General features: G+C 68.5%; 5 protein-coding genes. 4 read left to right on the top strand and 1 reads right to left on the bottom strand.

The window, feature by feature from the left end; translation table 11 throughout:
* Positions 1-639: dihydropteroate synthase (gene folP / locus Q0U08_RS18025; protein ID WP_298093046.1), on the top strand; the 639-nt coding region annotated here is incomplete at its 5' end.
* Positions 640-707: 68 nt separating this feature from the next.
* Positions 708-1,592: a bestrophin family protein gene (locus Q0U08_RS18020; RefSeq protein WP_298093044.1), complete on the top strand. Its 885-nt coding sequence runs from the start codon at positions 708-710 to the stop codon at positions 1,590-1,592.
* A gap of 10 nt (positions 1,593-1,602) precedes the next feature.
* On the opposite strand, the gene Q0U08_RS18015 is transcribed toward Q0U08_RS18020, so the two are convergent.
* On the bottom strand, positions 1,603-3,015 hold the full coding sequence (locus Q0U08_RS18015) for a sigma-54 dependent transcriptional regulator (RefSeq protein WP_298093042.1): 1,413 nt from the start codon (positions 3,013-3,015) through the stop codon (positions 1,603-1,605).
* A gap of 187 nt (positions 3,016-3,202) precedes the next feature.
* On the opposite strand from Q0U08_RS18015, the gene Q0U08_RS18010 reads away from it, so the two are divergent.
* Both Q0U08_RS18010 and Q0U08_RS18005 read left to right on the top strand, forming a co-directional pair.
* Positions 3,203-3,325 (top strand): aa3-type cytochrome c oxidase subunit IV, encoded by a 123-nt coding sequence (locus Q0U08_RS18010; protein ID WP_298093040.1) that lies wholly within the window; start codon positions 3,203-3,205, stop codon positions 3,323-3,325.
* A partial coding sequence (locus tag Q0U08_RS18005) for an NAD(P) transhydrogenase subunit alpha (protein WP_298093038.1) occupies positions 3,325-4,383 on the top strand: 1,059 nt, incomplete at its 3' end. The genes Q0U08_RS18010 and Q0U08_RS18005, both read left to right, overlap by 1 nt.

Here is a 4,383-nt window from a genome sequence, read left to right as displayed (position 1 = left end):
GTGTGGGAAGGTGACGAGATCCAGCGCGTCGTGCCGGTGGTGGAGCGGCTGGCGCGGGCGGGCACGCTGGTGTCGATCGACACGCGCAAGGCCGGGGTGATGGAGGCCGCACTCGCGGCAGGGGCGGGGATCGTCAACGACGTGTCGGCGCTGTTGTGGGACGACCGTGCGCTGGAGGTGGTGGCGAACAGCGGTGCGCCCGTCATCCTGATGCACTCGCCCGACCCGGAAAAGGGCGGGCATGGCCGCACCGGATACCGTGACGTGGTGTGCGAGGTGTTCGACTGGCTGGAAGCGCGGATCACCGCCGTCGTGGCGGCGGGGGTCGATCGCGCGCGCATCCTGGTCGATCCCGGTATCGGCTTCGGCAAGTCGCTCGCCGAAAACCTGGCGCTGGTGAACGGACTGGCGATGCTGCACGGACTGGGCTGTCCGATCATGCTGGGGGCAAGCCGCAAGCGGATGATCGGCGCACTGTCGAACGAGGCGCCGGTGGCCGAGCGGCTTGGTGGCAGCATCGCGATGGCGCTGAAGGGCGTCGAGCTTGGCGCGCAACTGATCCGGGTGCACGACGTGGCCGACACGGTTCAGGCCTTGCGAATCTGGCGCGGTTTGCGCGATCAGGCGCTCGTCGGATAAATCACCGATAACATGCATCAATTCGGGGTGGCGTGCGTTGCCCCGGCTTCAACGAAAGGAAATCGCCCTTGATCGTCGATGCCGTTCCACGCGTACGCGTCATCATTACCGAAGTCTGGCGCCCGCTGCTCGGCCTGTTCGTCTGGGACGTGATCGTCACCGCCGCCTATTATCTGATGCCGATCAAGGCGCCGTCGCTGCCGCTGACCCTGTTCGGCTCGGCACTGGCGCTGTTCCTGGGCTTCCGCACCAACTCCGCCTATGCGCGGTGGTGGGAAGGCCGGGGGCTGTGGGGCCTGATGATCAACGCATCGCGCAACATCGCGCGGTCCACCCGCAACTTCATGCCCGATCCCGACGCGATCGACCTGAAGCGGTCGATCGTCATGCGCCAGATCGCCTATGTCAACGCGCTGCGCTGCCAGTTGCGCCGGCAGCCGGTGGACGAGGCCGTGCTGAAATTCCTGTCGCAGGGCGAGGCCGAGCCGGCGCTGGCGCGGGTCAACACCGCCAACGGCCTGCTGGACGGCACCGGCCGCCGCATCGCCGATGCGCAGGCCAAGGGCTGGATCGATACCATCCAGCAGACCCAGATGGAGGCCGTGCTGGTCGACATCGCCAATGCGCAAGGCGGCATGGAGCGGTTGAAGAACACGCCGTTGCCCAACCAGTACCGGTTCATGCCGACTTTTTTCACGCGGCTGTTTTGCGTGCTGCTGCCGATCGGGCTGGTCGAGACGCTGGGCTTCGCCACGCCGATCGGGTCGACGATCGCGGGCCTGATGTTCCTGGCGACGCTGCAGATTGGTGACGATCTGGTCGATCCGTTCGCGGATACCGTCCACGACCTGCCGCTGACCGCGATGTGCCGCACGATCGAGATCGATCTGCTGCAGTCCATCGGCGAGGAAGCGCCCGAGCCGATGAAGCCGGTCCACGGCATCCTGTGGTGAGGCGGAACGCTCAGGCGGCGTGGTCGATGCCGAGTTCGCCGAGCTTGCGATAAAGGGTGGAGCGGCCGATGCCGAGGCGGCGGGCGACCTCGGTCATGCGGCCGCGATAGTGACCGATGGCGAGGCGGATGACATCGGCCTCGATCTCGTCCAGCGGGCGCAGATTGCCGTCGGGATGAAACAGGCTGATGCCGCCGCTGGTCGCGCCCGACTGGGGCGCGGCCGGGCGACGTTCGCCCAGGCTGGCGATCTGCGGGAAGTCGGCACGGGTCAGCACGTCGCCCTCGCACACCACCGCGGCCCGGAACAACGCGTTCTGCAACTGGCGGACATTGCCCGGCCAGTCGTAGCGCGCGAGCAGCGCCAGCGCGTCGTCGGTGATGCCGAGTGCGGGCAGACCGGGTTGCTGGGCGATCCGCGCCAGCAGATGGCGGGTCAGCGCCGGAATATCGTCCACCCGGTCGCGCAGCGGCGGAATGGTGACCTGCACGGCATTCAAGCGGTAATAAAGATCCTCGCGGAAGCGGGAGGCCTCCACCGCATCGAGCAGGCGCGCGTCGGCCGCGGCGATGACCCGGACATCGACGATGCGGGGGTGGCGACCGCCCATGGCATGCACCTCCCCGGTTTGCAGGAAGTGCATCAGCCGCGCCTGCGCCTCCAGCGGCATTTCGGCGATATCGTCCAGGAACAGCGTGCCGCCATCGGCGTCGATGAACTTGCCGATCTTGCGGGAGAAGGCGCCGGTGAATGCGCCCTCCTCATGCCCGAACAGCTCGCTTTCCACCAGATTGGCGGAAATGGCGCCACAATCGACGGTGATCATCGGCGTGTTCGCGCGCGGGCTGGCGGCATGCACCGCCTCTGCCACCACCGCCTTGCCGACGCCGCTTTCCCCTTCGAGCAGGACGGGGACGCGGGCGCGGGCCGCCTTGGCCGCGATGGCGAGCGCGGCGCGGAATTCGGGCGCGGCGCCGACGATCTCGTCAAAGGCGAGCAGCGCCGGGATTTTTTCGGTCAGCGGACGCAACTCGCCCCCGGTGGTCGCGGCAACCGCCGCGTCGAGGGCGGCGAGCAACCGTTCGGGGGCAAGCGGCTTGACCAGGAAGTCGGTGGCGCCGGCGCGCATCGCATCGACGGCCTGCGTGACCGAACCGTTGGCGGTCAGCATCAGGATCGGCAGCGTCGGGCGGTGCCGGCGCAGTTCGGTGATGAAGGGCGCCGCGTCGGCCTCGTCCGACCAGTCCATCAGGATCGCGTCGAGCTGCATCCCTTCCTGCGTGCCGAGCGTGGCCAGCGCCATGTCGGCATCGGCCGCAAAGATCGCACGCCATCCGCGGCGCTGGGCAAGGGCCGCCACCAGCCGGCGCTGGGCCGGCTCGTCGTCGATCAGGAGTAGCAGGCGCTGTCCGTTGCGCGTCATGATCGGTCCCGAATCCTGTTGGTGGAGCCTTGAACTAGGCGTCAGCCTTTAAAACCGCCTTAAATCGGGACAGTCCACCCTTAAAAAACACTTGCGGGCATATGGTGCGGACGCGTGCCGGGCCTTGAGGCGCGGCGGCGGTCTGGGTAAGCTGACCCCCGACGACATAAAATAACGGGAAGAGGCCATGGCCGGCAACGGAGACATGAAGGCGCACGTCGGGACCTATCATGCGATGATCGGCCTGTTGAAATGGGCTTCGATCGGCGTGGCGATTCTGGTCGCGCTCGTGATCTGGCTGATCTCCTGATGGCCGCCCCCGCCGGGGGCTCCCCGAAGATCGCGGTGCTGCGCGAGCGTGCCGACGGCGAAACCCGCGTGGCCGCGACGCCCGAGACGGTAAAGAAGCTGGTGGCGCTGGGCGCGCGCGTGGCCGTGGAGGCTGGCGCGGGCGCAGGCGCCACGCTGGCCGATGCCGCCTATACAGAAGCCGGGGCGGAGATTGGCGAGGCATCGGCCGTCGTGGCCGGCGCGGATGTCGTGCTGGGGGTGCAGGGGCCTGATCCGGCGCTGCTGGCCGGGGCGGCGCCCGGCGCCTGGATCGTGGCGGCGCATGATCCTTTTGGCGCGCGGGCTCGGGTGGACGGCTATGCCGCAGCCGGGCTGGAGGCGTTGGCGATGGAGTTCATGCCGCGCATCACGCGCGCGCAGTCGATGGATATCCTGTCGTCGCAGTCCAACCTGGCCGGCTACAAGGCGGTGCTGGAGGCAGCGAATGCCTATGGCCATGCCTTTCCGATGATGATGACCGCGGCGGGCACGGTGGCGGCGGCGCGGGTGTTCGTGATGGGCGTGGGCGTAGCGGGGCTGCAGGCGATCGCCACCGCGCGGCGGCTGGGCGCGCAGGTATCGGCCACCGACGTGCGTGCCGCGACGCGCGAACAGATCCAGTCGCTGGGGGCCAAGCCGATCTTCGTCGAGCAGGTGGCGGGGATCGAGGGCGAGGGTACGGGCGGCTATGCCGGCGAGATGAGCCCGGAATATCAGGCGGCGCAGGCCGAGCTGGTGTCCGGCCACATCGCCAAGCAGGACGTGGTGATCACCACCGCGCTGATCCCCGGGCGCCCGGCGCCCCGGCTGGTGACCGACGCGCAGGTGGCGAGCATGCGGCCCGGATCGGTGATCGTCGATCTGGCGGTGGAGCAGGGCGGCAATGTCGAGGGCGCGGTCGCCGGCGAGGTGGTGGTGCGCCACGGGGTGTCGATCATCGGCTATCCGGCGTTGTCGCGGCGGCTGGCGGCGGACGCCTCCGCGCTGTTCTCGCGCAACCTGTTCAACTTCCTGCCCGCCTTCTGGGACAAGGAGGCG

This window comes from uncultured Sphingomonas sp. (genome assembly GCF_946477935.1).
Taxonomy (GTDB): Bacteria; Pseudomonadota; Alphaproteobacteria; order Sphingomonadales; family Sphingomonadaceae; genus Sphingomonas.
This window is presented reverse-complemented; position numbering and strand designations above follow the sequence as displayed.